Below are 26750 nucleotides of genomic sequence, written 5' to 3'. Positions count from 1 at the left end.
AACCCTCCGCTCACCAAGGAGCACCCCGTGATCCTCTTCTTCGAAATCCTGCTGGGCCTGGTCTGTGTCGCTGTGGCGGCCTTCGCCGCTGTGGCCGTGAAGAAGCTGTACCAGGGCCAGCGCTGACCCCGTCCCCTTCCAGCCGTACGAGACTGCTGAGCTGATCATGATCGAGATCCCGTCCGACCTCCACAAGGACCTCGTGCCCCTCGCGTTCCTGCTGGGCAGGTGGGCCGGCGCCGGCGTGCACGACTTCCCCGGTTCCGAGAAGTGCAACTTCGGGCAGGAGGTCTCCTTCACGCACGACGGACGCGACTTCCTGGAGTACCAGTCCCACACCTGGGTGCTCGACAAGGACGGCAACAAAATCCGTCCCCTGGAGTCCGAGACCGGCTACTGGCGTATCGACGACGCCCGCAAGGTCGAGGTCACGATGACCCGTGACGACGGCGTCGTGGAGATCTGGTACGGCGAGCTGGCCGACAAGAAGCCGCAGATCGACCTGGTCACGGACGCGGTCGCGCGCACGGCCGCCTCCCGTCCCTACTCCGGCGGCAAGCGTCTGTACGGCTACGTCAAGAGCGACCTCATGTGGGTCGGCGAGAAGCAGACCCCCGAGGTCGAGCTGCGCCCCTACATGTCCGCCCAGCTCAAGAAGGTCGTCACCCCCGAGGAGGTCGAGCGCTGGGCCAAGGCCCTGCCCGACGACCTGCCGGACGACGGGGTGGCCTTCTTCAAGTAGGCCCCCTTCCACGGCGGCCCGCCGCCCGGGTGGTTCTAGACTCGTCGGTGTGGTGAGCACCGACTGGAAGAGCGACCTCAGGCAGCGCGGCTACCGGCTGACGCCGCAGCGGCAGCTTGTCCTCGAAGCCGTGGACACCCTGGAACACGCGACCCCCGACGACATCCTCGCGGAAGTGAGGAAGACGGCGTCGGGGGTCAACATTTCCACCGTCTACCGGACGCTGGAGCTCCTGGAGGAACTGGACCTCGTCTCGCACGCCCACCTGGGGCACGGCGCGCCCACGTATCACCTCGCCGACCGGCACCACCACATCCACCTGGTGTGCCGGGACTGCACCAACGTCATAGAGGCCGATGTGTCCGTCGCCGCCGAGTTCACCGCCAAGCTGCGCGAGGAGTTCGGCTTCGACACCGACATGAAGCACTTCGCGATCTTCGGCCGTTGCGAGGACTGCTCTCTGAAGAGTTCAAGTACCGAGTCGTAGGCTTGAGCGTATGAAGAGCCCCCTGCTGTCCCTGCCCGGCGCAGTCCCCGCCGAAGGCGTGGACGAAGGCGTCGCCGCCCACTACGGCGACCTGTTCCGTGAACAGCGCGCCCTCGCCGACGGCGCCGGATTCGTGGACCTCTCCCACCGCGGAGTCGTCACCGTGTCCGGCGACGACCGGCTCAGCTGGCTGCATCTGCTGCTCACCCAGCACGTCAGCGACCTGCCGGCCGGACAGGCCACCGAGGCGCTGATCCTCTCGGCGCACGGCCACATCGAGCACGCGCTGTATCTCGTCGACGACGGCACCACCGTCTGGGCGCATGTCGAGCCCGGCACCCAGGACGCGCTCATCGCCTACCTGGAGTCGATGAAGTTCTTCTACCGCGTCGAGGTCGCCGACCGGACCGGGGACGTCGCCGTCGTCCACCTGCCCGCCGGGTCCATCGCCCCGGTGCCGGACGGGGCGGTCGTCCGGGAGACGCCGTACGGGCGGGATCTCTTCCTCCCGCGCGACGGCCTGGAGGCGTACGCCGAACTGGTCGGCTCCCCGGCCGGGCTCCTCGCCCACGAGGCGCTGCGCGTCGAGCAGCAGCGGCCCCGGCTCGGCTTCGAGACCGACCACCGGACCATTCCGCACGAGCTGGGCTGGATCGGCAGCGCGGTGCATCTGCAGAAGGGGTGCTACCGGGGGCAGGAGACCGTCGCCCGGGTGCAGAACCTCGGCAAGCCGCCCCGCCGGCTGGTCTTCCTGCACCTGGACGGCAGCGAGGTGCATCTGCCGGTGCACGGCACCGAGATCCGGGTCGCGGACGAGGGGCCGGACGGCCGGAAGATCGGGTTCGTGACCACGTCCGTACGCCATCACGAGCTGGGGCCCGTGGCGCTGGCGCTGGTCAAGCGGAACGTTCCGCTGGACGCCCGGCTGCTGGCCGGGGAGACGGCCGCGGCTCAGGAGGTCGTCGTCGAGCCGTAGGGCGAGGGGCCCGTCGACGTCTCCGGCGGCGGCGCCCTCACATCTCCAGCAGGACCGTGAACGGGCCGTCGTTCGTCAGCGACACCCGCATCTGGGCGCCGAAGCGGCCGGTGGCCACCGTGGCGCCCAGGGCGCGGAGTTGGGCCACCACCTCTTCGACCAGCGGCTCCGCCACATCGCCCGGGGCGGCCGCGTTCCAGGTGGGGCGGCGGCCCTTGCGGGCGTCGCCGTAGAGCGTGAACTGGCTGATGACCAGCAGCGGTGCGTCGATGTCGCTGCACGACCTCTCCTCGTGCAGCATGCGCAGTGACCAGAGTTTGCGGGCCAGTTGGGCCGCCTTCTCCTTGGTGTCCTCGTGGGTGACCCCCACGAGGACGCACAGGCCCTCGCCGGTGATCTCGCCCACGGTCTCGCCGTCCACGACGACACTCGCGCCGTCCACCCGCTGTACCACTGCACGCATGCCGACCATCATGCCGTGCGGGCCGAAGGGCGTCGTACCTGGGCTTCTTTTCGTTCCTTAAGCGCCCATCTGGGGCCGTTCGGGGGCACTCGGTCACATAGCGGCCGGTTGGGGTGGCACGATGCTTCCACACGCCGGTCGAGGGGACGGTTGAGGCGTATGAGCACACCGAGCACGAGTACCGGGAGTCCGCCGGGCATGACCACCCGGCGGACGCCCGCGCAGCGCACGGACAGTCCGACGACAGGCCCGCTGCCAAGGGAGCCGGGCCCGCGGGATCTCGGGCTGCTGAGCCTGCCCGAGCTGCGGGCACTGCGGCGGGACGCGCAGCGGGACGAGGCCGATCTCAGCTATGTGCGGCGACTGCTGCAGGGGCGGATCGACATCCTGCGCGCCGAGTTGGCCCGGCGGGGGCCGAGTGTGCCGGCGCGGCCGGGGGAGGTGTCCGTGGTGGCGCGGCTGTCGGAGATCCTCACCGACGCACCCGCCCGGCAGCGGTCCTCGGCCCGGCACGTGACGCTGGGGACCCCGCACGGCGAGGAGTACCGGCGGCTGGCCGCGGAGATGCTCGCCGAGGTCGAGCTGTCGGATCTCGTGGCACGCACGGATCTCGAGCTGAGCGTGGCGATGGGGCGGCTCGTGCGGTACGAGCAGGAGGTCTCGCGACGGCGGGCGGGGCTCCAGGGGACGACCGACGTGTGCAGCGCGGAGATCGCGCGGCGGTACCGGGACGGGGAGGCGCAGGTGGACGATCTGCTGGTGTGAGGGCGGGGCAGGAGCGCGGCGGGGCACGGGCCCTCGGCGGCGGGCGCACGGGCCGCCTGCCGCCGGGCCGGCGGAAATGCGGGCGACACACCCACGTCACGGACCTACCGTGGCCCCATGACTGGCCACGCCGATATCGCCGTACGTCCCATTTCCGCCGGTGAGACCGCCGAATGGAGCCGTGCTCTGAACACCGGGTTCCTGCGCGCCCCCGAGTCGTCCGAGGAGGAGGTCGCCGACCGGGAGTCCTACATCGATCCGGGGCGCACGCTCGGGGCGTTCGAGGGCGGGCGGTGCGTGGCCACGTTCCGGTCGTTCGCCCAGGAGATCACGGCGGTGGGCGGGGCGGCCGTGGCCGCGGACGCCGTCTCCAACGTGACGGTGACGCCCACGCACCGGCGGCGGGGCCTGCTCAGCCGGATGATGGCGACGGATCTGGCGGCGGCCAAGGAGCGGGGCGACGTCGTCGCGACGTTGATCGCCGCCGAGTACCCGATCTACGGGCGGTTCGGGTTCGGGCCGGCCACGTGGACCGCGCAGTGGACGGTCGATGTGCGGCGGACCGGGCTGGACCCGCGCTGGTCGGGGCCGGGGGACGGCGGGCGGATCGACATCGTGGAGCCCGAGTTCGTGCGGAAGGCCGGGCCGGAGCTGTTCGAGCGGGTGCGGCGGGCGCAGCCGGGTGCGGTCGACCGGAGCGAGCGGTGGTGGCAGGTGGCCACGGGCGCGCTGCGGCTGGCGCGCAGTTCCTGGAGCGAGCCGTTCTTCGCGGTGTACCGCTCGGCGCGGGGCGAGGTCGAGGGCATGGTGTCGTACCGGGCGGACGACAACTGGCAGATGAAGCAGCCGCACAACACGGCGAGCGTGGACTGGCTGGTGGCCGCGAGTCCGGCGGCCGAGCGGGCCCTGTGGCACTACCTGTGTTCGATCGACTGGATCACTCAGGTGAAGTCGGGGTGGCGGGCTCCGGACGATCTGCTGCCGCTGCTGCTGCCCGACCCCCGGGCCGCGCGGATCACGACGCAGTCGGACTGGCTGTGGGTGCGGATCCTGGACGTCGTACGGGCGCTTCAGGCGCGTACGTACACCGGTGAGGGGGAGCTGGTGCTGGAGGTGGCCGACGCCGGTGGGCTGGTCGGCGGGCGGTATCTGCTCCGGGCGTCGCGGGAGGGCGCGTCCTGCGCGGTGACGACGCGGGAGGCCGACCTGGTGATGGACGTGGCCGAGCTCGGGGCGCTGTGGCTCGGGGACGAGTCGGCGGTGCGGCTGGCAGCGCTGGGGCGGGTCCGGGAACAGCGAGCGGGCGCCGCCCAGGTGGCCGACGCCCTGCTGCGTACGTCCAGGCGGGCTTGGTGCCCGGACGTGTTCTGACGGGTGTGCGCTCCTTTCCGCCGATGACAGGGTGGCTGTGCATCCGTAGCGAGCTGTTCAGTTGTGGCTGTGCTTCTTCTGTTGTGGCTGTGCTGTGAAGTTGTGGCTGTGCGGTCCTGCGGAGTGGCTGTGCGGTCCTGCAGGGTGGCTGTGCCTCTTCTGCTGTGGCTGTTCTGATCGGCGTGGCTGTGCGTCCGCCGGACTCCCGGCTCCCCTCCGGAAGGGAGCCCGGCTGGGGCCAACCCCCGTGAAGTGGAACCAGGTGGTGTGAGTTGGTGACCAACTCCACTGTGTTCATCTCCACTTGGGGGCGGTCTGTAACCACCTGTGGGGAAATCGTCCGAAGATGGCGGGAAGTCGTGGTCCTCGGCCCGTGTCGCCTCCGGACCGGGGGAGGGTGGTCGGCCACGCCTGATGTCACAGGGCGGGGCCGGTGAGCAGGAGGGCGAGGACGACCGCGCCGACGGAGCTGACGGCGGGACTCTTCGCCTTGATGCCGATGGTGAGCAGGAGCAGGCCGACGATGCCGGTGGGGCCGTACGTCGACTGGATGAGCTGTTCCATGCCGATGACGAGGACGGCGGACAGGAGGGCGAGGACGGGCACGGTGGTTCCCCCTTTCGGACGGGAGGTAAAGCTTCCGCCAACTTGGCCGAGTTGGTGACCAACTCTGATTAAGTTGTCCCCACTTGGTCGATACTCATAAACAACTTCCAAGCAACTCCCCTTAGATGGGTGCTAGTTGTAGCGTTTGGTCGTGGACCAGGAGAACGTGGCAGTGAACGGCAGCAGAAGGCTCACGCCGCAGGAGATAGCCGACACTCTGCGCGAGCGGATCCGGACCGGGGAGCTCAGGGCCGGGGACCGGCTCGCGACCCAGGCCGAGCTGTCCGAGGAGTTCGGCGTGGAGCGCGGCGCGGTCCGCCAGGCCCTGCGGGCCCTCCAGGAGGACGGCCTGCTCAGCAACGTGAGCAAGGGCAGCCCCCCGCGCATCGCCGAGCCGGCCTCCGCGCAGCACGAGCCGCAGCCCACCATGGTCGCACTGGCCCCGCGGCTGTCCGAGGCGTTCTCCGCCCGGCAGGTGCGCATCGACGCCGCCTGCCTGACCGCCGAGACGCTGATGCTGGCGCTCGGTGAGCCGCTGCGCCACATCCACGAGGGCCGGGTCCACCCCGAGTCGGTCGACGTACGCCTGCTGCTGCCCTCCCGGAAGATCAACCTCGCCTTCCCGGTCCCGGTCGACGGGCGCGGCGAGGACGACGCCGTCCACCAGCGCTGGCTCGCCCAGCGCAACGCGCAAGGGCATGTCCTGCGCCACAACCTCCAGTCCCTGCGCTCCACCCACGGCATCGACGTCCGGGTGGCCTTCCGGGCGCTGCCCTTCACCCCGCCGACCAAGCTGTACCTGCTGAACGGCACCGAGGCCCTGTTCGCGTACTACATGGTCGCCCGCCGCGAGGAGACGAGTGACGGCGAGACCCTCGACATGTACGACGTCCTCGGCACCGAGTCGCTGCTGTTCTCCTTCGAAAAGCGCGGCGGGCAACTGGAGGAGGCGTTCGTGGAGCAGTCCCAGTTGTGGTTCAACGCCCTCTGGGAAACCATCACCACGGACCTGACACTCTCCTAGTGACTTCTGAGACTGAGCAGACTGGACGGACGCTCCCGGAGCAGGACCCCGGGCGGCTGCGGGATCTCGTCGGCCGTGCGCGGGTGGTGCTCTGGGACTTCGACGGGCCGATCTGCCGCCTGTTCGCGGGGCATTCGGCGCGGGAGGTGGCGGGGGATCTGGTGCGGTGGCTGGAGGGCGGAGGGCTCAAGGGCCTTCTGACGGAGGCGGAGAGGGACTCCCTGGACCCGGTCGTGGTGATGCGGGCCGTCGACCGCCGCCACCCCGGCAGCGACCTGGTCACCGAACTGGAGGAACGTCTCACCCGGCACGAGGAGCGGGCCGCGCCCTCCGCGATGCCCACCGCCTACGCCGACCCGCTCATACGGACCTGGACGGCCGTCGGTGTCCGGCTCGCCGTCGCGACCAACAACTCCCCTCGTGTGGTGCGCGACTACCTCGCCGGCCGCGGGCTCGGTTCCTGCTTCGCCCCCCACATCTACGGCCGCACCCAGGCCCTGCACCTCCTCAAGCCCGACCCCCACTGCCTCAACCGCGCGCTCGACGCCACCGGCGCGGCCCCCGAGGACGCCCTGATGATCGGCGACGCGGCGACCGACTTCGAGGCGGCCCGGGAGGCGGGCGTACCGTTCCTCGGCTACGCCCGCAACGAGCGCAAGGAGAAGGTGCTGCGGGCCGTCGGCGCGGAGACGGTCGTCAGATCCCTGGAGCCCGTTCTGTGGGCGGTCCGGCGTCAGGCCTGAAGCATCAGCACGGTCGCCAGGACCGCGGCAGCCACCGCGAGGTCGTCGCGCCGGGCACGGACCCCCACTCCGACGGCGAGAAACAGTGCCACGCCCAGGACGCCGAGCCGGGCCTGCACGAGCAGTCCCACGTTCATCTCCACGTGGCCTGCGCCTGCTGCTGCCGTCCCGGGAGATCCCCCTGCCGTATCCCCGGGTGAAGGGCGACCCGGCCGACCTCAGACTCCTGGAGCGGCTGCACACGATCACCGCGCGCCACACGGAGTCACTGCGCGGGGCGCTCCTGCAACTGCGTACCGAGGACCTCGTGCCGTCCGTCGACGTCCGGATCCGGCGGGTGCCGCTGGCCCCGGCCTTCAAGCTCTACCTGTTCAACGGCGACGAGGCGCTGCACGGCCCGTACGAGGTCATCGAACGGCCGCTGGCGATGGGCGAGGACGTGGTCACGGCCCTGGACGTGCTCGGTCTCGGGGCCACCCTCACCCACCATGTGAAGGACGAGGACCGCGACTCACCGGGTTCGGTGTTCGTGGAGAGCATGCGGTCGTGGTTCGAGTCGGTGTGGACGCTCCTCGCCGACGAGGACTGACCTGGCTCGACGGCGAGAAGCGCCGGGAAGGGCCCGGCCCTGCGCTAGCATGCCCGCACCGTGCGCGGACCCGCTCCGTCCCCGGTGTCCGCGCGAGGGCCGATCGGCCGTCTCGAACGGCTTCAGGCGGAAGGGTGGCACACCACCCGCTGGGCTTACTCGACCGCGACCCCGGTCGTTCGGTGTATCGGTCTGGATGTCGAGCGGTCCGCCGTCGGCCGTCCGCCGCGCGGAACCGTGCTTGACGTCCTTCCCGTCCATCGTCGTGCGAGTCCCCCGGAGTGGCCAAGTGGGCGCACCCCCCGTTCCCGTGCATCCGACGCGGGGGCGTACCGCTGCCGACGAACCGGAGGCGTTCCGCGCGTTCGTGGCGAGTGCCGCGGCCCGGGGACACGCCGGCAGTGGGCATCACAACCACAACTACACGATGCCGCTGACGGAGCAGACGGCCCGCCTGCTGGGCCGGCAGCCCGGTACGACCGTCACGGTGCGCGTCCCGCGGGCGGACGTCCTGCCCGTGGTCATCAGGACCTGGTCGGACGAGGCGCAGATCCTGAACGCCGTACGGACGGTGTTGTCGAACGTGCCGCAGTGCCTGCTGCAGGGCGACGGCTACGCCGTCCACAGCTATGTGGAAGGCGTGCCGCTGTCCAGTGTGTGCGCCAACGGCAAGGCCGTCGACCCGCAGCTGATGAAGGAGCTGGCCGGGCTGCTCGCCCGTATCGGCCAGGTGCGCCGCGGGACTCTGCCGACGCTTCCGGCCGGCTGGCCGAGCGACTACACCGACAGCCGCGGGTTCCTGCAGGCGCTGACCCGGATGGCGGACGTACAGATCCGCCGGCCCAACTGGGCCGTCTTCGGCGGGCTGTTCGCGGCGCTGGGCATCCCCGAGGACGCGCTGGTCCGGCTGGGGGAGCGCGTCCCGTCCCTGGCGCGCCGGCCGTACAGCCTCCTGCACGGTGACCTGCACCGCGACAACCTGATCATGTCGTACGAGGGTGACCCGCCGGTCATCTGCATCGACTGGGAGCTGGCCGGCTACGGCGATCCGCTGCACGACCTCGCCACCCACCTGGTGCGTATGCGCTATCCGGCCGCGCAGTGGCCCCGGGTCATCGACCTGTGGGCGGACGCCATGCGGGAGCTGCGTCCGGCGGCGGTGAACGGACTCGGCAAGGACCTGGACCACTACGTCGCCTTCGAGCGGGCGCAGTCGGTGTACCCGGACGTCATGCGGGCGGCCCGCTCCCTGGAGGAATCCTTTGACCAGGCGAGCCTCGACCGGGCGACGCAGGCGGTGCGCGGCGCTCTGGAGGCGGCCGCGGAACCTCTCGGGCTGAAGAACGTGCCGGACGACGGCGAGATCGGCCGCATCCTCTTCCGGTGGCGGGCCTCCAGGGACGGCGGCGACGGCGGCAGGCCGGGCAGGCCGCTGAACGCCCATCACATCTCGTGGTCCAGGGACAAGCGCGTCCCGGTACGGCCCGACTTCCCGCTCTCCGCGGTGGACCGGGCGCTGGTGGCCGAGGGCGCGGCACCGGCCAACCGCGTGTTCAAGGGGACCGTGCATCTGAACTCCGTGGTGTGGGTGCCGGACACCGACTTCCCCGTCGTCGTCCGCCGCAAGGTGGCCAACGCGGCGCGCCGCGAACGCAGCTTTCTCAGCGAGCACGCCGTGCTGCGGGCGATCGAGTCCTCGGGGGCGCGCGTGGCCGCGCCGCGCGTGCTGGCCATGGGCAGAAGCAATCGGACGGACCAGTTCACCATCCACACCTACGAGGGCCCGCCCGACATCGACCAGCCGCCCAGCCACCCGGTGCACGGTCTGCTGCCGCACGAGGCCGACCTGCTCGTCGACCAGTTGGGCGAGCTGACCGGGGTGGGCTACCGGCAGCTGGACCCGGCCGCCGGGGAGGGCCGGTTCTACGAGTGGCTGAGCGGACAGCTGGTCGAGCTGGTCCGCGACCTGCCCAAGGAGTCCCAGCAGCTGGCCCGCTTCCTGGGCCTGCCCGAGGCCGCCCGGCTCGCGGAGATCCTCGGCCGGCACCGCCTCAGCGTCCGCGCACCCGCCCTGCTGCACGGCGACCTCAACCCGTGGAACCTGGTCCGTCGCGACGACCGGACGGCGCTCACCCTCATCGACTGGGAGATGGCCGTGGTCGGCGACCCCCTGTACGACCTGGTGCGCCATATGCACCTGACACCGACCCGCCCCGAGATCCGGGACCGGATGTTCCGCCGCTGGGAGTCCCGGCTGCCCGCTGCCTCCACGGTCGACTGGCGCCGCGACTGGCGCGTCTACCGCTGGATCGAGATCGTCCGCTCGGCCTACATCGACCTCGACCGCCTGGTGACGGGAGCCGGTCTCGACGCCCCCAACGTGCGCCGCGCCGTCGACTCGTACGCCATGACCCTGGCGGCGGCCAGCGCGTCGCTGGGTCTGCCCATGCGCCGCGCGGCCAACCCGTATCTGGCCCGTGCCCTGGCCTGAGGGCGACAGCCCCTAGACCTCCAGCACCACCTTCCCCACCAGCTTCCGCCCCTCGATCGCCGCATGGGCCAGGTCGGCCCGGGCCAGCGGGAAGACCTCGCCGATCACCGGCCGCAGGCGGCGCGCGACCGCCTCCGTGAAGGCCGTGGAGGTGAGGCGGCGCAGGTCGGTGGGGGAGAACTGGACGTCCTGGATGCCGAAGAGGGTGATGTCGCGGCGCTTGGCCTCGTCGGGGTCGACGGGGGCGAAGCCGCCCGAGGGGGCGCCGTGGGCGGAGAAGCGGCCGCCGTCGGCGGTGAGGGCGAAGGCGCTGAGGCCGAGTCCGCCGCCGACGCCGTCGAGGACGACGTCCGCCGCGCCGCCGAGGGCCTGCCGGGCCCGGTCCGGCCAGTCGGCCGCGCTCGGGTCCACCACCGCGTGCGCGCCCAGCTCCCGCACCAGGTCCGACTTGGCCTCCCCGCGGGCCAGTGCCACCACGTGGGCACCCCGGGCGCGGGTCAGCTGGACCATAAGCGTGCCCATGCCGCCGGACGCGCCGAGGATCAGGACCCGGTCCCCGGGCCCGACACCGACCCGCTCCGTCAGGCCGCCGGCGGTCACTCCGTCGTGGACCAGCGCGGCCGCCGGAAGGAGGTCGAGATCCTCCGGTACGACGGTCAGCGCGTCGGCCGCCGCCACCGCCAGTTCGGCGTAGCTGCCCGTGACGAACGCGGTGACCCGCCGCCCCAGCCAGGTCTCCTCGACGCCCGCGCCCAGCGCCCGCACCACACCGGAGACCCCGCCGCCGGGGACGTAGGGCGGCCGGACCGGGAAGTAGTCCAGGCCCCAGCCGGAACGCAGCTGGGTCTCCAGGTAGATCGTGTCGGCGTAGGCGACCTCGATGAGCACCTCGCCCGGTCCGGGCACCGGGTCCGGCACCTGTGCCGGGACCAGGACCTCCGGTCCGCCGAACTCCGTCACGTGCACCGCGCGCATGCTTCCCCCAGGGGTGATCGACTGCCGTGCCCGCAGTCTTCGACCTCAAGCGGAGTTGAGGTCAACCCCGTGTCCGGGTGCGTAGGCTTTCCGGCATGGCGGAGATGGGGCTGCGCGAGCGCAAGAAGCAGCGGTTGTACCAAGAGGTGTCGGACATCGCGGTACGGCTGTTCCTGGAGAAGGGCTTCGACGCCGTGCCGGTCGCCGAGGTGGCCGCAGCCGCGCAGATCTCCAAGCCGACGCTGTTCCGGTACTTCCCGGCCAAGGAGGACCTGGTCCTGCACCGGATCGCCGACCACGAGGGCGAGGCGGCCCGGGTGGCCGCCTCCGAGCCGGCCGCCCCGCTCGCCGCGCTGCGCCGGCACTTCCTCGACTGCCTCACCCGCTTCGACCCCGTCACCGGGCTGAGCGACCACCCCCAGGTGCTGGCCTTCCACCGCCTCCTCTACGGCACCCCGTCCCTGGTCGCCCGCGCGTACGGCCATCTCGAACGCTCCGAGGCCGTGCTCGCCGAGGCGCTCGGCGGCGACCTGGACGCCCGGCTCGCGGCCGGGCAGATCATCGCCGTACAGCGCGTCCTGGCCCTGGACAACTGGCGGCGGATCGCCGACGGGGCACGGGCGGCGGACCTGCTGCCGGAGGCGGTCGCGGCGGCCGAGCGGGCGTTCGGACGGCTGGAGCGGGGGCTGCCGGGGCTCAGACTGCGGGACGACCATGGTGTGACCGGGCGCGACCGGGTGTGACCGGGTAAAAAATGTAACCGAGTAACGAAATCTGTGTACGCTGCGGTCATGACCTCAGCCGACCTCACCCACGCCCTGCTGCACGAACGCGCCCACCACGACGCCTGCCGCGCCGCGCTCGCCGCCATGGTCGAGGGCGCCGGCGAACAGGTCGTGACCGGCGAGGACGTCTCCGCCTCCGGCGCCGACGCGGAGGTCCTCGGCCGCCGGCTGCGCAGCCGGGCCAAGGCGCTGCGGGAACTGCCCGAGGGCCCGCTGTTCTTCGGCCGGCTGGACTTCGGCCCGGACGCGGGCGACCACAGCGGCCAGCGCTACCACCTGGGCCGCCTCAGGATCAGCGAGCACCCGGCCGCCCCGCCCCTGGTCGTCGACTGGCGCGCCCCCGTCTCCCGCGCCTTCTACCAGGCCGGTGCCCGCGACCCGCTGGGTGTGGCCGTCCGCCGCCGCTTCGGCTGGGCCCCCGGCAGCAGCGGGGACTCGGCCGACCTGACCGGCCTGGAGGACGAGCACCTCGGCGCAGGCGAGGACCGCACGAGCGACCTCGTGGCCCGGGAGATCGAACGCCCCCGCGTCGGCCCGATGCGCGACATCGCCGCGACCATCCAGCCCGAGCAGGACGACCTCGTGCGCGCCTCGCTCGCCACCTCCGTGTGCGTGCAGGGCGCCCCCGGCACCGGCAAGACCGCCGTCGGCCTGCACCGCGCGGCCTACCTCCTCTACACCCACCCCCAGCGCGTCCACCGGGGCGGTCTGTTGATCCTCGGCCCCAACCGCGCCTTCCTGTCCTACATCGCCGAGGTGCTGCCCTCCCTCGGCGAGACCGGCGTACGCCAGGCCACGCTCCTGGAGGAGATCGCCCGCCATCCGGTGCGCGCCGAGGACTCCGCGCGCACGGCCGCGGTCAAGCACGACCCGCGCCTGGCCGAGGTGCTGCGCCGGGCCCTGTACGCGCACGTCACCCCGGAGGCGGCCGTCCCGCTCGTCCTGCGCGAGGAGTCCAGCCGCTGGCGCCTCGACGCGGACGGGCTGCGCGCGATCGTGGCCGGCGTCCGGGCCGAGGAGCCGCCCTACGACACCGGCCGCGAACGCGTCCGCACCCGGATCGTCCGCGCCCTCCAGGTCCAGGCCGAGCGCCGCGCGGGCCCCCGCCCGGCGACCTGGGTCCGCGGCGTCGAACGGGCCGTACGCCCGCACCTCGACGCGATGTGGCCCCGGGTCCGTCCGGAGGAGGTGCTCGCGGCCCTGCTCACGGACCCGGACACCCTGTCCGCCGCCGCGCACGGCCTGCTCGACGCGGACGAGCGGAAGGCCCTGCTGTGGCCGAAGCCGCCCCGCTCATGGAAGTCGGCGCGCTGGTCGTCCGCCGACCTGGTCCTCCTCGACGAACTCGCGGGACTCCTCGAACACCCCCCGGGGAACGGCCATGTCGTCGTCGACGAGGCGCAGGACCTGTCCCCGATGGAGTGCCGGGCCATCGCCCGCCGCGCGGCCTTCGGCTCGCTGACCGTCCTCGGCGACCTGGCCCAGGGCACCACCCCCTGGGCCGCCCGCTCCTGGCCCGGCCAACTGGCCCACCTGGGCAAGCCGGACGCGGCCGTCGTCCCCCTGACCACCGGCTTCCGGGTGCCCGCGCAGGTCGTGGACCTGGCCAACACCCTCCTCGAACGCCTGGACGTGGACGTCCCCGCGGCCCGCTCCCTGCGCCCCGACGGCGAACTGCGCCTGCGCCCCACGGCCGCCGCCGGCCTGCCGGAGCAGGTGGTGACGGCCGTACGGGAGGCCCTCGCCCACGAGGGCTCGGTCGGAGTCGTGGCCGCCGACCGGGACGTCCCCGCGCTGCGCACGGCCCTGGAGGCGGCCGGCCTTACGCCCGCCGCCCCCGACGCCCGGCCGGGCGCCCGCCTCACCCTGGCACCCGCGAGCCTGGTCAAGGGCCTGGAGTACGACCATGTCGTCGCGGTCGAGCCGGCCACGATCGCCGAGTCGGAGGACCGCGGCCTGCACCGGCTGTACGTCGTGCTGACCCGGGCCGTGTCACGACTGGACGTGGTGCACGCGCGGCCGCTGCCGTTCCCGGACCCGTCGGACGGACGCTAGCGACCATCCCGACTTGGCGGACGGACGCCGGGACCTGTCCCGGACTCGTCGGACGACGGACGCCGGGACCCGTCCCGGACTCGTCGGACGGACCCTGGGACCCGTCCCGGACCCGTCGACAGATCCTAGGGACCGAGCAGGGGGATCAACTGCTCCTCCTCGTAGGTGAGATGGGTCTCCAGCTCGGCCGTCAGCCGTTCCACCTCGGCGCGCGCGACCTCCGTGTCGCCGGTCCCCACTGCGGCCCGCAACTCATCGATCAGCGCGGTGATGCGCTCGTGCTCCTCCCCGAGCCGGGCCAGCGCGGCCTGCGCCTCGGGATTGCGGGCCGCGACCATCGGGAAGAGGGCCAGGTCCTCGCCCGTGTGGTGGTTGTGCAGCCCGTGGCAGAAGGTCAGGCAGTTGACCCGGAGCTGGGCGCCGAGCAGGGGTCCCTGCCGGGCCATCTCCTGCCTCAGCAGGCCGAGTTCACGACGGAAGGCGTCATGGACGACCTTGATGGCCTCGGCGAGCGACCCGGCGTTGATGTTCGGCGGCCCGTCGCCCGCGATCTCGTACAGGGCGACCACGGGGATCACCCGCTGAGTCTTCCTCTGGTACTCCGCCCACCCCGGATCGGCCTCCACAGCCCGCGCGAAGGCGAGTTCGCGCTCCTCGCCGGTGAGGGGCACGGCCCGCGCCCGGTAGGTGAAGGCGCCGCTCTCCACGGTCACTTCCGGGTGCGCGAGCAGATTGTGGTACCAGGCGGGATTCCTCGGCGAGCCGCCCGCCGAGGCGATCACCAGGACACGTTCGGCCCCGTCGGGGAGGTAGCCGACGGGCGTGGTGTGCGGCCGTCGGCTGCGGGCGCCCTCGGTGGTCAGCAGCAGGAGCCGCCCGCCCTCGAAGGGGCCGCCGACCCGCCCGTTGTTGGCCCGGAACTCCTCGATGACACGCTGATTGAACTCGTTGAACTCGTTGGGCATGCGTTTTCGTCTTCTCCGTCTCTCACGTCTCGTCCTCGAACGTCCTGATGAGAAACAGAGCCGGCGGGCCCCTGGCCCGCCCCGGCGGCCTCACTCAGAGGCCGGGCACCCAACTCGCTCACGGCACACGGCCGACCCGGCAGTCATACCGGCGACGCTATCCGCGCCCGACAGGCCCGGCAAGGGCTTTTCGAGCGGACGCGGCGAGCAGCTCGGTCACCCGCAGGAAGCCGTCCTCCCCATGACCGAGACCGATGACCCGGCGCGCCAGGCCCTCCGTCGCGCGCATCACGCTCGCGTCGATGCCGTGCGCCTCCGAGGCGTGCACGATGTGGGACATCGTCGACACCGCCGAGGTGATCGGGTTGATACGGCCGGAGTACGTGCCGTCCTCCACGTCCCCGGCCATCTCCTCGAACAAGGGCGGCAGGACCGCCGCGATCCCCTGGGCGAAGGGGGCCAGCTCCCGGGGGGAGATCCCCTCCACGCCGGCCATCGCGAGGGCGTGGGCGTACCCGGACATCGCCGTCCAGAAGACGTCCAGCAGCGCGAGGTCGTACGCCGCGGCGCGGCCGATCTCCTCCCCGACGTGCGTGTGCGTGCCGCCGAGCGCGCCCAGCAGCTCCCGCACGGACTCGTACAGCGCGACCGGTCCGCTGAGCAGGAACACCGCGTCGGCCGTCCCGATGCTCGGCGCCGGGGTCATGATCGCCCCGTCGAGATACCCGGCCCCGCGGTCCGCGGCCCAGGCGCCCAGCTCCCTCGCCCGCGCGGCGGTGTCGGCGCTGAGGTTGACGACCGTGCGGCCCTTGAGTGCCGGGGCGACGTCCTGCGACCGCAGCACCGCGTCCACGGCGTCGTAGTTCACCAGGCAGACCACGACCACCGCGCTCGCCTCCACGGCCGCACGCACCGAAGCCGCCGGGGCCGCCCCGCGGGCGACCAGCTCGGTGTCCCTGCCGGGCGTACGGTTCCAGACGGTCGTACGCAACCCGGCGTCCAGGAACGCCCCGGCCAGCGCCCGCCCCATCGGACCCAGGCCGATGACGGTGACGGCGGACCGGTCGTCGTACTCGGACATGATGCAACTCCCTTGAAAAACGGCACAATTGACAGAAACAGGCGAACAACTCATCGGAAAAGGGGCGAGGATGACCCGTCGCAGCCGCGCGCAAGACACGAACGTCTGCGGAGTGACCGCCGCGATCGCGGTGATCGACGGCAAGTGGAAGACCACGCTGCTGTGGCTGCTGGAATCCGGCCCGCAGCGCCCCGGCGAACTGCGCCGGCGGCTCCCGGGCCTCAGCGAGAAGGTGCTGACTCAGGCACTGCGCGAGATGGAGGAGGACGGTCTGGTGCACCGCGAGGTGTACGACGTCCTGCCGCTGAAGACGGTGTACTCGCTGACCGCCTTCGGCCGTGAACTCTCCGAGGTCCTCGCCCCCCTCTCCGACTGGGGCCACCGCCGCCTGGAGCGACTCGCGGCCACGGCCTCCTGATCACCTGCGACCAGCCTCGCGCGCCGGGCGGAGGCTGCCAAGTACCCACAAAAAAGTGGGTACGCGGCGCCCGCCCGGCAATACTGGCCTCATGAATCCCGCTGACCCCGACCCCAAGGTCGCTCTCCGCTTCTACCTCCAGTCCGCCCGCGACGCCCTGCTGTGGAAGCTGGAGGGCCTGTCCGAGTACGACGCCCGCCGCCCCATGACGCCGACCGGCACGAACATCCTGGGCCTGGTCAAGCACGTGGCCTCGGTGGAACTCGGCTACCTCGGCGACACGTTCGGCCGGCCGTCGGGCGAGAGCCTGCCCTGGACGGGGGAGGACGCCGAGGCCAACGCGGACATGTGGGCCACGCCGGAGGAGTCGCGCGAGGATGTCGTGAGCCTGTACCGCCGTGCCTGGGCGCACGCGGACGCGACGATCGACGCGCTGCCGCTGGACACCGTGGGCCGGGTGCCGTGGTGGCCCGACGGCCGGGACGAGGTGACGCTGCACCACGCCGTGACCCGGGTCGTCGCCGACACGCAGCGGCACGCCGGACACGCCGACATCCTGCGCGAACTGATCGACGGCGCGGTCGGCATGAACGAGACCAACACCAGCGTGCCCTCGGACGACCCGCGGTGGTGGGAGGGGTACCGGGAGCGCCTGGAGAAGGCGGCGCGGGAGGCGGAGGACCGCTATCGGGCGTAGTCCGCCACCGCCCGGCCGAAAGTTCCGGCCCCACGGCGGCCGCCCCGCCTCCGGGCGCCACTGTCCGTTCCCAGAAGATCTGAATGGATGAGGTGCCTCTGAGCTGGGTCTTTTCAGTTCTGCTGGGACGGTTCCGATGCCGCGCGGTCCAGTGGATCTGAACGGTGGTGAGCCTACTTGTGAGGACAGCTGGGGTAGTCCCATTTGTTCTGTCGGACAGTGGGGCTGTGACCTGGAGTCTTTCAGTTTTAGTGGGACTCATCCTGTAGGGCGTCGTAGTCGTCCGGCGTCGTCACCAGCATCAGTGATCGTTCCAGGGAGTCGGTCCAGCGAAAGAGGGCGTCGTTGGAGAAGGCGTGGGATCGGAGCTTCTCGCGAAGCGTGGGGACGTTCAGCCGCTGCTCAGCCTCTGTGTAGACGGCGTTGATGGTGCGCCGGTGCTGTCTGAGGTTCGCCCATCGGCGAGGCGCCCGTAGGGCCCGCCAAGCAGGGTCGGCCACCATGCCGAGGAGCGTGACGAACTCTGGGTAGGTGGCGATGTACTCCCGCTCGTCGACGCGTCGCCTGATGATGTTCCCGTAGATGGCTTCCTTGGGAGGGAGCTGGGCGAGGCGGTCATTCCAGCGTGAGAGCAGATGAGGCTGGTTCTTGTTCAGCAGCCAGGAGCGGCATCCGGAGGGTCTCGGGCGTAAGACCCGTCAGGATAGCCAGCCGTGGCAGAACCATCGGAGTCCAGCGCCACAGTGTGTCCGTCCGCTTGCTGACCTGCGCGATTTTGCACGGCGTCAGAGTTTTCGCCAGTTGGCCCGCCGTCACTTGGTTGGCGGCGGCGAGGCGGTGCAGATACCAGCCGAAGACTTCTCCGTGGACCGGTGGCAGAGGAAGTGGCAGGAGCCGGACCGGGGCTTCACATTCGGCAAGAGCTGAGCGTCACGCCGGCGGCCGGGTCAGTTTGGCGGCCACGGCGTCGAGGACCCAGTCCAGGCCGGTTGCGAAGGATGTCTCGGCGTCCACGTCCGTGCCGTCGTACACGGCCTTGGCCAACGCCGGGAAGCGGCCGGTGGCCAGCATTCTCGTCACATGCGGGCCGTGGGCGCGCTGCCAGTCGTGCTTGGACAGGCCCGTGGCGCGCTCGGCCCGCAGGTTCGCGATCTCGCGCCTGATCGCGCCAATGAAGTAGGCGCTGACAGTCTCCACGGCGCGCATGACGGTGTCGACGTCGGCGAGGCCGTCAAAGGCGGCCAGCGTGGCCTCGGTCACGGCGAGGCCGTTCGGACCCAGGGTCGGGCGACCGCCGAGCAGGTCGGCCAGCCATTCGTGACGGAGAGCGGCCTGCCTGGTGCGATGGGCGAGGATACACAGTGCCTCCCGCCAGTCACCGGGCTGTTCCTCGGGGAGAATCTCGGCCTGGACCTCGTCCACCATGAGGTCGAACAGCTCCTCCTTGGTGGAGATGTGTCTGTACAGCCGCATCGGGCCGGCGTCCAGGCGGGCCGCGACCTTGCGCATCGACACCGCCTCCAGCCCGCCCTCGTCGGCCAGTGCGATGGCGGCGGCGACAATCCGCCCCCGGTCGAGCGGCACGGGGCGAGTCGGCGGTTCCGGCCGGTCCCAGACAGTCATGCCCACACCGTACCGTTGCGATACACCGTAAACGAGCAATACGGTGTATCGATATGAGACATCGCATCGCAGTGGTCGGGAGCGGTCCTGCCGGCCTTACCTTCGCCCGTGTCCTGCACCGTCATGGTCACCCGGTCACCGTCCTCGAACGCGATCCCGCCCGGGACGCCCGCCCCCCGGGCGGCATCCTGGACCTGCACGAAGGGCTGGGCCAGCTCGCGCTGGACAAGGCGGGGCTGCTGGCGGAGTTCCAGGCGCTGTCCCGTCCCGAGGGGCAGGCCATGCGCATCCTGGACACGGACGGGACCGTCCTGCGCGACTGGCAACCCCGTCCAGATGACCGGGCCAATCCCGAGATCGACCGCGGGCAACTCCGTGACCTGCTGCTCGGCCCTCTCGACGTGCAGTGGGGTCGGGGCGTGACGCAGGTGGTGCCGGGGACCCGGGATGGCGCACTGGTCCACTTCGCGGACGGGCGGCAGGAGACGTTCGACCTCGTGGTCGGTGCGGACGGCGCCTGGTCCCGGATCCGTCCGGCGGTCTCGTCGGCGACACCGCACTACGCCGGCGTCACCTATGTCGAGACCTCCCTCGACGACGTCGACACCCGCCACCCTGACCTCGCCCGGCTGATCGGCGACGGTTCCGTGGCTGTGTACGGCGTGAACCGAGCTCTCGTCGCCCAGCGCAACAGCGGCGGCCACGTCAAGGTGTACGCCCAGTTCCGCGCGCCGCTGGACTGGCACACGAACCTGGACCTGGCCGACGTCGAGGCTGTGCGATCGAGCCTGCTGGCTCTGTTCGACGGCTGGGCCCCTCCCGTCCTCGACCTCCTCCGCCACGGCACCGCTTTCGTCCACCGCCCGCTTTACGTACTGCCCGTGTCCCACACCTGGGCCCACGTCATCGGGGTGACGCTACTGGGCGACGCCGCCCATCTGATGCCCCCATTGGGGGCGGGCGCGAACCTCGCGATGCTGGAAGGCGCCGAACTCGCCGAGTCCATCGCCACCGGCCCTGAAAATCTGGACGAGACCGTCCGCGCCTTCGAGGAACAGATGTGGGCACGGGCCGGCAGGTGGGCGAAGATCACGACGGCCGGTCTGGAACGCCTCGTGAGCCCGGACCCCGCCGAAGCTCTCGCACTCTTCGACCAGGTCCAGCCATCCTGACTGCCAAGCGCCAGAGCACCAGCACCAACAGCTCGCCCACGGCTTCATGGGACAGTACGGCACCGCCACTGGTCCGATCCTCCTCGCGGGACGGTGAAGCAACTCGCTGCGCAGGTCGTCCGGGACCCGTTCACTTCACTCTGCAGACTCGGCGGGAAACCGCAGATAGGCAGGGAACGGACACGGCTGTCCTGTCCCAGATATCTGTGGGCAGGGGGAGGCGCTGACCTGCGGTGTCTACGGTTGAGTGGGACAGGTTGGCGGTCGGTGTCCCGCTCAACCGTAGGCAGCAGGATGGTTCACCCGCGGAGCCAAGCCAGCAGGCGCCGTGGAGTCGGTCGCCATGTGCTGGCCGGCATGGATCGGGGAGCCGATTTGGCTTTCCTGACTTGTTGGGCGAGTCGGTATTCGTCCGCCTCGCGGATGAGTTCATGAGAGCGGATCTGGTGCAACTCGAAGTGCATGCCGCTCGCTCCTATTGCTGTAGCTCCATGACGTCGGCGACCACGCAGCTGACGTTGTCGGGGCCGCCGGAGCCGTTGGCGAGGGCGATGAGTTCGCGGACCGCCTGCTCGGGCTCACTGATCTCGGAGAGCACCTGGTGGATCTCTTCGATCGGCACGACGGTGGAGAGGCCGTCGGAACAGAGCAGGTAGCGGTCTCCCTGCTGGGCGTCGTGCAGGCGCATGTCGGGGGTGCCATCGGCTCCTTGGCCCAGAGCGCGTATCAGCAGTGATCGCTGGGGGTGGGAGGCGGCTTCTTCCGGGCTGAGGCGTCCTTCGTCGACCATCGACTGGACCATGGTGTGGTCGTGGGTGATCTGGAACAGCTCTCCGTCGCGCAGGAGGTAGACGCGGGAGTCGCCGATGTGGACGAGGGCCAGCTGTGAGCCGGTCCAGAGCATCGCGGTGAGTGTGGTGCCGGCCTCTTCGGGCGATGAGGCGGGTCCGGCGACGCCGTTGACGGCCTGTTTGGCCTGTTCGATGGCGTCCTCGAGGAGGTTGAGGAGATCGCCTGCCGGGATGCTGTCGGTTTCGAGGCGCTTGAGCGCGTCGACGGCGGCGGCACTTGCGGGGGCTCCTCCGCTGCCGAAGCCGTCGGCGACTGCGAGCAGGCGGGACCCTGCGTAGGCGGTGTCCTGGTTGCTCTCACGGACAAGGCCCGTGTCGGAAAGAGCGGCGTAACGGATTCCCAGGGGCTTAGCGGTCGAAGACATAGCGGGGTCCTTCCAGGACAGATGGCCGATGAGGAAGGAAGCGAGGTCTCGCCGCGCGGCGGTGTCGGCCTCGACCTGGGCCCAGAACGCGCGGACCTCCCGGGCTGCCGGGCCTGCCTCCAGCGTGCAGACGTGCTGGATGCGGGCCAGGGGCATCCCCAGGCGCCGGAGCCAGGCGACCAGCCGGGCTTGCTCCAGCTGTTCCGGGGCGTAGAGACGGTAGCCGGTCACCGGGTCGACGCGAGCGGGAGTTAGCAGACCGAGCTCGTCGTAGAGACGCAGCGCCTTCGGTGACAGTCGGGATGCCTTCGCGAACGTCCCGATAGTCAGCAACCCCATACCCGCTCTCCTCCTCATGCCGAGCATGTCGCCCGGCCTCACCGATGCTGTGGCCTCCCCCAAGGTGAAGGTCAACCAGAGTCCTGCTCCGGCTCGGTCAGATGGTCTCCCACTCGCTCGTCGGCTGAGTGATCAGTCAAGGACGCCGACCGTCGGTGGGCATCGATGCCTCACCGGGCAGTGGACGCGGTTGCGCCTCTTGAAGGGTTCAGGAGGCCTTCGATCTGCCTGGCTGTGGCCTCGATGGTGGTGCTGAGCCACGTGCGGCTGGTGCCCCGCAGGGGCGTCTGCAACGGGAAGCGGCGGTGGAATTCGGCGAGGGCATGTGTGGCGGCGAGGAGATCTTCGCTGAGGATGGACTGTCTCCAGTGGACGGATGCGAACAAGCTGATCAATGTGATGTGTTCGGGATATCCAGCTGCGATCCGCCAGGGGGCCGTCTTGTCCGGTTCGACCGTCGGTCCCTTTACTCGGACCAGGTCGTGGAGGAGTTCGACCCGGCGGTTGAGCCGGTAGTGGCGGTGGGCCAGACCGCTCCAGAGCTTGCCGGTGGCGTCCAGGCAGATGCCCGTGACGGTCGGGCCGAAGCGCCGGCGGAGCCGCCAGTAGCGGCGTTGAGCGCGGATGACGTCAGGGGTGCGGGTCAGGTCGAGCTGTTGGTCGGGGGCGAAGACGTCCTTGCCGATCCAGAGGTTGTGGCGAAGACAGACGTTGTCGTGGATGGAAGCCCAGACCTGGGCGGGGAGATTCCAGCCAGTGCGCGCGACGACGCAGCGACGGCATGCCCAGCGAAGAACATGATCGTCCGGGACGGCGGGCGGTGCTGGGGGCAGACCTTCGGTGTAGAGGTCGGAGATTGTGCGGCTCAGGTGCTGGCGGGACTGACTGCTGAGGATGCAGAGGGCATCGACGCTGGTCAGGCGGGATTCCAGCCAGCGCGACGGGGCTCGCAGCCGGGCCAGAGGAACATGGTTGGCTTGGGCCAGCCGGGTCCAGTAGGACGATTCGCACTCGCCGGGAAACGGCGGCAGCGGGATGGGCAGGGGACGGATCAGGGCAGGGTGAAACATGTTCATCCCGTGCGGGGCAGGGGCGAGGGTCGGCCGTGGCAGGAGGATTCGCTGCTGTGGTCGATGCGGATGTTCTTGACCGTGGCCCGCGTGATGCGTTCGCTCTGGTCAAGGATCGCGGAGATGGCCGCGGCCCGGACGAGGTGGGAGAGACTTCCGATCATGCCGCCGGTGCGCTGATGGAGGTACTTCGCCATCGTCACCAAGGTGGTCGGCTCGTGCCGGTGGAGGCGGAGGGTGTTCTCCATGGAGGCGATCAGGGACCGCCACTCGGTGTTGAGGGGGAAGGGCCCGGTGCGGACGAGGATGCAGCGGCCAGCGAGCTGCTTGCCGCGGATGCCGGTGAACAGACCGGACTGTTCAACGTTGATTCCGGCATAGACGAACGTCGCGGGCAGGTGCTCGGTGAAGTATTTGAGGTGGTCGGAGAGGTCCTCGCCAGCGATGGTGGCGTGGTTGAGCAGGTGGATCTCGTCCACTAGGACCAGGTCCGTGCGGGCCTCGATGAGGACCTGGCAGACGGCACTGGTGACGTCGATGGTGTTGTGCCTCGGGCCGATCACAGGCAGGCCGAGGAACCGGGCGAATTCCATGGCGAGTTTGCGAGGGGAGCCTTTGGGCGGGGCGGTGATGTAGACGACCGGGATGCGATCGCTTCCCGGGTAACGCTGCCGGACGCGAAGTTCGTGCAGGCGGCCGAGCTGCTTGAGCGCGGTGGTCTTCCCGGTGGTCCATTCCCCGGAGACGATGAGTCCGCGGCGGGCGCCGTGCTCGCGCTGGTTGAGCAGGGTCAGCAGCCGCCCTTGGTGGGCGATGTCCTTGACCGTGGACGTGCGCACGACCTGGAGTTCGGAGTGATAGGCGATGCGGGCCTCGTCGTAGGCGTCCCGCATCGGCGGGCTCAGCGCCTGCCACTGCTGCTCGGGCAGCAGGTCGAAGACGGCCGGGTCTTCTTCGACGAACTGGCGCCAGCCTTCCAGCCGAGTGGACGGGTCCGTGCGGTCCTCGCCGGGCTCAGGTACTTCCCCGCTATCGGGGTCCGACGTGTTCACCACCACCGCTCAGCCTCCTTGCGTGCGTCGAAGATCTCCAGCGGGATCACGTCGGCGAGTTCGTCCTCGTCCGTCTCCACCGGTTCGGCAGCGGGCTCGTCTGCCGGCTCGTCCGGCCGGGGCCAGGAGGGTTCGGCGGTGGCCCGGGTCCGGGCGGCGACCTTGCGGTTCCGGTCGCTGCGGCGCGACGCGCGGGACGGTTTCGCGGGTTTGTCCTCCGGGCCGTCGGCGGCGCGGTCCAGCAGGGCGACGGCGGCCTGGGCGATCTCGTCCTCGGTCGCCGGGTCGGTGCCGCGCTGGGCCAGGATGCGCCGGGCGTGGTCCCAGGCGAGTTCGCCCATCGGCATCGGGGCAGTGCGAAGATGCCGCCAGATGGCGGTGATCCAGCCGCCCTCGCGGTGGTTGCGCACCCAGATGCGGGAGATGTCGTAGGGGTCGTAGTGGACTTCCCAGCTCCGCCCGTCCGGGCCAGCGCCGGACGGCTCGCGGCGGAACGGGTTCAACTCCGCGCTGTCGTAGGTGCGGTGGCCCAGGCGGATGCCGTAGGAGTTGATCCTCCGCCGGCAGCGGGGCAGCAGCTCGATGTACTCGTCCGGGCTGAGCGAGACCGGGACGTGCCCGGCCGCCGCGACCAGGGCGGCGTACTTCTCGTTCGGAGTCAGCGCCTTGCCGGGCATCAGTGGGTCGCGCAGTCCGTCGTGCGGCCGCATCTGCCAGTGCACGATCCATTCCTGCAGCAGTTCCTGAAGCTGGTGGATCGTCCAGACGGCCTCCTTGGCCGGATCGGTGCCGCGGTGTTCGGTGCTGCGTCCCTTGTGGCCGGGAAGGTGCTGGACGAACATCGTGGCCACCGAGCCCAGCGTTGTCTCGATGTGCGGTTTGTCGGTCGGGGTGTCGGGGTGGGCGGGCTGGAAGGAGATGCCCAGTGCCTGGCAGGCGGAGCGGAAGGTGTCGGAGATGTATGCCTTGCCGCGGTCGCAGACGATCGTCTCCGGAGTGATCACCGGAATCGCCGCCGCCTGGGCCAGCCGCTCGTCCAGCGCCATGAGCGACGCGTGCGGCAGCACCGAACGGGACATCCGCAAAGCGTCCGCCCAGCCCGGCCGCATCGGCTCCGGCGTCATCGCCCGCGCCAGCAGCAGCGCGGCGTCCACCGCCTTCGTTGACGGCCGCAGCACCGCCGCGGCCAGCGTGCGGGTCGCGATGTCCACGATTCCGGTCAGTTCGACGGTGTCGACCGTGCCGTCGTCGTGAACGACCAGCACGTCCAGTGGCGTCGAGTCGATCTCCATGACCTCGCCCGGCCGGGCGGCAGTGAGCTGGCCGAACATGCCGTCCGGCTGCTTGGCCAGCGAACGACGGGTGGGGGCCGAGCCCAGTGTGTGGCGGCCCGAACTGACCGCTTTCAGCAGCCGGTAGAACGCAGTGCGCGACGGCAACGGCACGACTCCGGGCCCGTGTTCGGCCTCCAGGAGGCGTTCCATCCGGCGCCGTAGCACCTGCGCGGAGACCGTGGACCGGCCCGTCTGATCCTCCACGACCCTGCGCAGAGCCTCGACCACCCGCTGGTCGGCGCGGCCCGTGCCGTCCGAGACGGCCCGCAGTCGCGGGTCGACCAACCCCAGCACCCCCTCGTCCTCGAAACGGCGCCGCATCCTCTGGATCAGCGCCAGTGACGTCGTGTGCCCGGCCCCGGCCAGCTCTGCGGCCTTGGCCAGTTCCCGCTGCCGCAGCGACATCACCGCCGGGTCGTACTCGGCTCGCACCGGGCTCTGCGGATCATCCAGCGCGCGGCCCGTGAGCATCTCCACCAGGTGCCGCTGCCACCACTCGGCCCTCTCGACCGCCTTGGCCGGAAGCCCCTCCAGCACGCCGGCCGCCGGGACGACAGTCCGCACCGAGGCGGGGGTGACCACCTCGAAGCCGACAGAGGACAGCAGATGGGCCAGCATCACCACGCTCGCCGACTGTGCCTCGTCGACCAGCCGGACCGCTGTCCCCTCCAGCGCGGCCACCGTGTGCAGCCGTCCGTCGAACCGGACCAGGTCACCCGCTCGCAACAACCGTGGACGCGACGGCATCCCCGCCTCCTTCCCGCACCATGCCGAGCCGGACCCGCGAGTCCGCCGACAACAGCCCGGCCTCCAGATCCACGGTCAGGACCCGGCGCCAGAGCAGGTGGAACAGCACCGGAAGCACCGCGATCTGGTCACCCGTGGTCAGGGCCCCGGCCAGCAGCCCGCCGCCATCGGTGAACGCCTTCGTCAGGCGGGCGGCGACATCCGGGCGGTGTACTCGCGGATGCCGGTAGTCGGCCAGCCACCGCACGTTCGCCATCAGCACCGCGTCCGGGGTCCCCACCCGCGTGAATTCCCAGCCCACCGACCGGCAGGCCGCCGCCGTCACGGCGAACTTCTCCGCGTCATCCGGCCTGATCCGCTCGTCCGGACGCACGTCCACCACCAACCCCGTGCCGTCGGCGCGGCGGACGAAGAAGTCCGGCGTATGCCGTACCCGCTTCCCGTCCGGCCCGGTCCACGACAGCCGGAACGGCTGCGAGGCCATGCCCGTCACCAACGGATCGAAGTCGAGCAGCATCAAGTGGTCGCGCTCCAGCCACGACTCGTATCCCACATGCCCGCCGCAGGTCGCCGACCAGTACCAGCCGCACCAGTTGCCCTGACCTCGGAAAGCTGGGAATCGGCGCTCGGGCCTTACCGACTCGAACCGGACCGACCACAGGCGCCCCAACGACCCCCGCTGACGGATACCGGTCGCGCTGACGTACTCCAGCTCGACGTCCTTCGCCGACACCTCGCGCACATCCATCCGGGCCTCCGGTACGACGCTGACCAGCTACTTCGACCGTAGAAGCGCGGCGATTGCCGTACCTACACAAGACCGGAACCCTCCGGAACTTGCCTACACATGACCGGGACCCAGCCGTACATGCCTACAGAAGAGCGGGACTGCCTACACATCGCAGAGACAGGACAGCCATGCCCCCCGCCGCCCCGCCTCCGGGCGCCACGCCGGATAACTCTT

General features: G+C 70.8%; 27 protein-coding genes. 14 read left to right on the top strand and 13 right to left on the bottom strand.

The window, feature by feature from the left end; all coding sequences use genetic code 11:
* The first annotated feature begins 166 nt into the window (after positions 1-166).
* The 3 genes from ABZZ79_RS12445 to ABZZ79_RS12435 are packed head-to-tail and all read left to right on the top strand — an operon-like array spanning position 167 to position 2205.
* On the top strand, positions 167-742 hold the full coding sequence (locus ABZZ79_RS12445) for an FABP family protein (RefSeq protein WP_356688864.1): 576 nt from the start codon (positions 167-169) through the stop codon (positions 740-742).
* A gap of 49 nt (positions 743-791) precedes the next feature.
* On the top strand, positions 792-1229 hold the full coding sequence (locus ABZZ79_RS12440; protein WP_356688863.1) for a transcriptional repressor: 438 nt from the start codon (positions 792-794) through the stop codon (positions 1227-1229).
* Between the two features lie 10 nt (positions 1230-1239).
* Positions 1240-2205, top strand: a complete 966-nt coding sequence (locus tag ABZZ79_RS12435) for a folate-binding protein (RefSeq protein ID WP_356688862.1) — start codon at positions 1240-1242, stop codon at positions 2203-2205.
* 37 nt (positions 2206-2242) lie between these two features.
* Here the strand turns inward: ABZZ79_RS12435 and dtd are convergent, their stop codons facing one another.
* Positions 2243-2668 carry a D-aminoacyl-tRNA deacylase gene (gene dtd, locus ABZZ79_RS12430; protein ID WP_356688861.1) on the bottom strand — a complete coding sequence of 142 codons (426 nt, stop codon included), beginning with the start codon at positions 2666-2668 and terminating at the stop codon, positions 2243-2245.
* A 159-nt stretch (positions 2669-2827) separates the two neighbouring features.
* Here dtd and ABZZ79_RS12425 point away from each other — a divergent pair, with 159 nt between their 5' ends.
* Positions 2828-3433 carry an AmfC protein gene (locus tag ABZZ79_RS12425; RefSeq protein ID WP_356688860.1) on the top strand — a complete coding sequence of 202 codons (606 nt, stop codon included), beginning with the start codon at positions 2828-2830 and terminating at the stop codon, positions 3431-3433.
* 117 nt (positions 3434-3550) lie between these two features.
* The gene (locus ABZZ79_RS12420; RefSeq protein ID WP_356688859.1) at positions 3551-4804 is read left to right on the top strand and encodes a GNAT family N-acetyltransferase; all 1254 of its coding nucleotides are present in this window, start codon (positions 3551-3553) and stop codon (positions 4802-4804) included.
* 417 nt (positions 4805-5221) lie between these two features.
* Here ABZZ79_RS12420 and ABZZ79_RS12415 read toward each other — a convergent pair whose 3' ends face one another.
* Complete coding sequence (locus ABZZ79_RS12415) at positions 5222-5410, bottom strand: hypothetical protein (RefSeq protein WP_356688858.1); 189 nt, start codon at positions 5408-5410, stop codon at positions 5222-5224.
* 145 nt (positions 5411-5555) lie between these two features.
* Here ABZZ79_RS12415 and ABZZ79_RS12410 point away from each other — a divergent pair, with 145 nt between their 5' ends.
* Complete coding sequence (locus tag ABZZ79_RS12410; protein ID WP_356688857.1) at positions 5556-6434, top strand: GntR family transcriptional regulator; 879 nt, start codon at positions 5556-5558, stop codon at positions 6432-6434.
* Positions 6434-7177, top strand: a complete 744-nt coding sequence (locus tag ABZZ79_RS12405) for an HAD-IA family hydrolase (RefSeq protein ID WP_356688856.1) — start codon at positions 6434-6436, stop codon at positions 7175-7177. The genes ABZZ79_RS12410 and ABZZ79_RS12405 overlap by 1 nt, the downstream gene beginning before the upstream one ends.
* On the opposite strand, the gene ABZZ79_RS12400 is transcribed toward ABZZ79_RS12405, so the two are convergent.
* Entirely contained in the window at positions 7168-7320 is a 153-nt protein-coding gene (locus ABZZ79_RS12400; RefSeq protein WP_356688930.1) for a hypothetical protein, read from the bottom strand. The two genes, ABZZ79_RS12405 and ABZZ79_RS12400, sit on opposite strands and share 10 nt — an antisense overlap.
* Before the next feature lie 53 nt (positions 7321-7373).
* Between ABZZ79_RS12400 and ABZZ79_RS12395 the strand changes: the two genes are divergently transcribed.
* Both ABZZ79_RS12395 and ABZZ79_RS12390 read left to right on the top strand, forming a co-directional pair.
* Positions 7374-7766 carry a hypothetical protein gene (locus ABZZ79_RS12395; RefSeq protein ID WP_356688855.1) on the top strand — a complete coding sequence of 131 codons (393 nt, stop codon included), beginning with the start codon at positions 7374-7376 and terminating at the stop codon, positions 7764-7766.
* A gap of 289 nt (positions 7767-8055) precedes the next feature.
* Complete coding sequence (locus tag ABZZ79_RS12390) at positions 8056-10257, top strand: aminoglycoside phosphotransferase family protein (protein ID WP_356688854.1); 2202 nt, start codon at positions 8056-8058, stop codon at positions 10255-10257.
* 12 nt (positions 10258-10269) lie between these two features.
* Here ABZZ79_RS12390 and ABZZ79_RS12385 read toward each other — a convergent pair whose 3' ends face one another.
* A complete protein-coding gene (locus tag ABZZ79_RS12385; protein WP_356688853.1) occupies positions 10270-11232 on the bottom strand; it encodes a zinc-binding dehydrogenase in 963 nt (320 codons plus the stop codon).
* A gap of 95 nt (positions 11233-11327) precedes the next feature.
* On the opposite strand from ABZZ79_RS12385, the gene ABZZ79_RS12380 reads away from it, so the two are divergent.
* Both ABZZ79_RS12380 and ABZZ79_RS12375 read left to right on the top strand, forming a co-directional pair.
* A complete protein-coding gene (locus ABZZ79_RS12380) occupies positions 11328-11975 on the top strand; it encodes a TetR family transcriptional regulator (RefSeq protein WP_356688852.1) in 648 nt (215 codons plus the stop codon).
* Positions 11976-12023: 48 nt separating this feature from the next.
* Positions 12024-14072, top strand: coding sequence for an AAA family ATPase (locus tag ABZZ79_RS12375; RefSeq protein WP_356688851.1), 2049 nt, complete (start codon positions 12024-12026; stop codon positions 14070-14072).
* Between the two features lie 125 nt (positions 14073-14197).
* On the opposite strand, the gene ABZZ79_RS12370 is transcribed toward ABZZ79_RS12375, so the two are convergent.
* Positions 14198-15037 (bottom strand): nitroreductase/quinone reductase family protein, encoded by an 840-nt coding sequence (locus ABZZ79_RS12370; RefSeq protein ID WP_356688850.1) that lies wholly within the window; start codon positions 15035-15037, stop codon positions 14198-14200.
* Between the two features lie 157 nt (positions 15038-15194).
* A complete protein-coding gene (locus ABZZ79_RS12365) occupies positions 15195-16118 on the bottom strand; it encodes an NAD(P)-binding domain-containing protein (protein ID WP_356688849.1) in 924 nt (307 codons plus the stop codon).
* Between the two features lie 70 nt (positions 16119-16188).
* Here ABZZ79_RS12365 and ABZZ79_RS12360 point away from each other — a divergent pair, with 70 nt between their 5' ends.
* Together ABZZ79_RS12360 and ABZZ79_RS12355 are read left to right on the top strand one after the other, a co-directional pair.
* Positions 16189-16536, top strand: coding sequence for a helix-turn-helix domain-containing protein (locus ABZZ79_RS12360; protein ID WP_356688848.1), 348 nt, complete (start codon positions 16189-16191; stop codon positions 16534-16536).
* A gap of 91 nt (positions 16537-16627) precedes the next feature.
* Positions 16628-17233, top strand: coding sequence for a DinB family protein (locus ABZZ79_RS12355; protein ID WP_356688847.1), 606 nt, complete (start codon positions 16628-16630; stop codon positions 17231-17233).
* 248 nt (positions 17234-17481) lie between these two features.
* Here ABZZ79_RS12355 and ABZZ79_RS12350 read toward each other — a convergent pair whose 3' ends face one another.
* Both ABZZ79_RS12350 and ABZZ79_RS12345 read right to left on the bottom strand, forming a co-directional pair.
* The gene (locus ABZZ79_RS12350) at positions 17482-17736 is read right to left on the bottom strand and encodes a hypothetical protein (protein ID WP_356688846.1); all 255 of its coding nucleotides are present in this window, start codon (positions 17734-17736) and stop codon (positions 17482-17484) included.
* Between the two features lie 427 nt (positions 17737-18163).
* Positions 18164-18856, bottom strand: a complete 693-nt coding sequence (locus ABZZ79_RS12345) for a TetR/AcrR family transcriptional regulator (RefSeq protein ID WP_356688845.1) — start codon at positions 18854-18856, stop codon at positions 18164-18166.
* 53 nt (positions 18857-18909) lie between these two features.
* Between ABZZ79_RS12345 and ABZZ79_RS12340 the strand changes: the two genes are divergently transcribed.
* Positions 18910-20028, top strand: coding sequence for an NAD(P)/FAD-dependent oxidoreductase (locus ABZZ79_RS12340; RefSeq protein WP_356688844.1), 1119 nt, complete (start codon positions 18910-18912; stop codon positions 20026-20028).
* 475 nt (positions 20029-20503) lie between these two features.
* Here the strand turns inward: ABZZ79_RS12340 and ABZZ79_RS12335 are convergent, their stop codons facing one another.
* The 5 genes from ABZZ79_RS12335 to ABZZ79_RS12315 form a co-directional block, all read right to left on the bottom strand.
* On the bottom strand, positions 20504-21583 hold the full coding sequence (locus ABZZ79_RS12335; RefSeq protein WP_356688843.1) for a MerR family transcriptional regulator: 1080 nt from the start codon (positions 21581-21583) through the stop codon (positions 20504-20506).
* 170 nt (positions 21584-21753) lie between these two features.
* Positions 21754-22659, bottom strand: coding sequence for a hypothetical protein (locus tag ABZZ79_RS12330; RefSeq protein WP_356688842.1), 906 nt, complete (start codon positions 22657-22659; stop codon positions 21754-21756).
* Entirely contained in the window at positions 22656-23711 is a 1056-nt protein-coding gene (locus ABZZ79_RS12325) for an ATP-binding protein (RefSeq protein WP_356688841.1), read from the bottom strand. The genes ABZZ79_RS12330 and ABZZ79_RS12325 overlap by 4 nt, the downstream gene beginning before the upstream one ends.
* On the bottom strand, positions 23702-25786 hold the full coding sequence (locus ABZZ79_RS12320; RefSeq protein WP_356688840.1) for a transposase: 2085 nt from the start codon (positions 25784-25786) through the stop codon (positions 23702-23704). Before ABZZ79_RS12320 ends, ABZZ79_RS12325 begins: the two co-directional genes overlap by 10 nt.
* Positions 25752-26534: a TnsA-like heteromeric transposase endonuclease subunit gene (locus ABZZ79_RS12315; protein ID WP_356688839.1), complete on the bottom strand. Its 783-nt coding sequence runs from the start codon at positions 26532-26534 to the stop codon at positions 25752-25754. Before ABZZ79_RS12315 ends, ABZZ79_RS12320 begins: the two co-directional genes overlap by 35 nt.
* Positions 26535-26750: the final 216 nt, after the last annotated feature.

Source organism: Streptomyces sp. NPDC006458 (assembly GCF_040612135.1).
Classification (GTDB): domain Bacteria; phylum Actinomycetota; class Actinomycetes; order Streptomycetales; family Streptomycetaceae; genus Streptomyces.
The sequence above is the reverse complement of the archived record's forward strand: the minus strand, read 5'-3'. Positions and strand labels throughout refer to the sequence as shown.